1 protein-coding gene and 1 tRNA gene are annotated in these 1,424 nt (G+C 64.7%); one reads left to right on the forward strand and one right to left on the reverse strand.

Features of this window, described 5'->3' with window-relative positions:
• Window positions 1-480 precede the first annotated feature (480 nt).
• Window positions 481-555: transfer RNA gene (locus tag GPA_RS11805), tRNA-Val, on the forward strand.
• A gap of 137 nt (window positions 556-692) precedes the next feature.
• Here the strand turns inward: GPA_RS11805 and GPA_RS11810 are convergent.
• Complete coding sequence (locus GPA_RS11810; RefSeq protein WP_041239559.1) at window positions 693-1,208, reverse strand: ferritin; 516 nt, start codon at window positions 1,206-1,208, stop codon at window positions 693-695.
• Window positions 1,209-1,424: the final 216 nt, after the last annotated feature.

Below are 1,424 nucleotides of genomic sequence, written 5' to 3' on the forward strand. Positions count from 1 at the left end.
GGCATCCGCCTCGCCGCGCACGCTGGTCAGATAGGCGAGGACGCACGCCGCGCACAGCACGCCGCAGGCGATGCCCGCCACCATGGTTTTCCTTCGTCTCATCGTTACCTCCGCATCCGGGATTCCGTGCCTCCAGTATGCATCCGCAACCTTGCCGGGGAACCGTCAGGGCACCCCGCGCGAAACCGCCCCGACCTTGCACGTTTCCAGCACCCCGACCGTTGGAACCATGCACGGTTCCAACATGGATCAAGCACGGATCAAGCGGAAACCTAACGCCCCAGATTAAGGCGCAGCCGCGCGGGCTCTCCGCGCCGATAGCCGACGGTGGAAAACCCGCAGCGCGACCGCTGGCGGCCGGACGCGGGGAAGCGCCCGCCAGTTCCGGCGGCACGCCCCCCAAGACGCGTGCCGCATTGCGCGAACCAGCATTCTGTGGGAGAATGAGTGACCCGCCGTCATCCGAGACGACGCGGCCAAGGGCGATTGGCGCAGCGGGAGCGCAGGTGCTTTACACGCACAAGGTCAGCGGTTCGAATCCGTTATCGCCCACCAAAAGCAAAAGGGTCGCAAGCCATAAAGCCTGCGACCCTTTTTCGTCAGCTCCCCGCAGGGAGCCCCCACGAGCCCCTTAACAGGGCCCGACCCTCAATCATGCACCCCGCCCGTTTGCCGGGAGGCGTGCCCGCGTGCTACGCGTTCGCGAGCGGCGTAGGCACCGAGTACGCGCGCGCCGCATACTCCTGGTCCAAGTCGTAAAGCGCCTTGGCGTCGGTGCCGAACAGCTTCATCTTCGTGATCATGTCCTCGGCGTTCGTCTCTTCCTCCAGCTGCTCCTCGATGAACCAGTCCAGGAACTTCATCGTACGGTAGTCCTTCACGTCGTGGGCGGCTCCGTAGATGTCGTTGATCAGGCTCGTCACGTACTTCTCGTGCTCGAGCGCGGCCTCCAGCGGCCCCAGGTACGACGAGAACGTCTTGTCGGGCTGGTCGATGCCCTTCAGCTGCACGGACTTGCCGTTGTCCAGCAGGTACTTGCGGAAGATCAGGGCGTGGTCGCGCTCCTCGGCCGCCTGGATCATGTACCAGTTGGCGAAGCCGGACAGCCCCTCGTCCTCGTAGTAGTCAGCGAACGACATATAGAGGTAGGCGGAATACAGTTCCTTGTTGATCTGGTCGTTCAGCAGCTCGTACACTCGCTCGTCCACGATTCCTCCTTGGAGTCCCGCCGCGCGCCCACCGGCGCCGCAGCAACCATCATTGTCGGCGTCAATGATACTCCCCCTTCGCGATAAGGGGGAACCGCCGGGGAAGGACTCCCAGAATCAGCACAGGATCGTCCGGCGCCGAGCCGTCGCACCGCACGGCTCGGGAGGCTTCGGCACCCGGTCGTCGCGCAGCCGTCAGTCACCGCCCTCCAGGGC

Origin of the sequence: Gordonibacter pamelaeae 7-10-1-b (assembly GCF_000210055.1) — a bacterium.
In the GTDB taxonomy this organism is placed as follows: domain Bacteria; phylum Actinomycetota; class Coriobacteriia; order Coriobacteriales; family Eggerthellaceae; genus Gordonibacter; species Gordonibacter pamelaeae.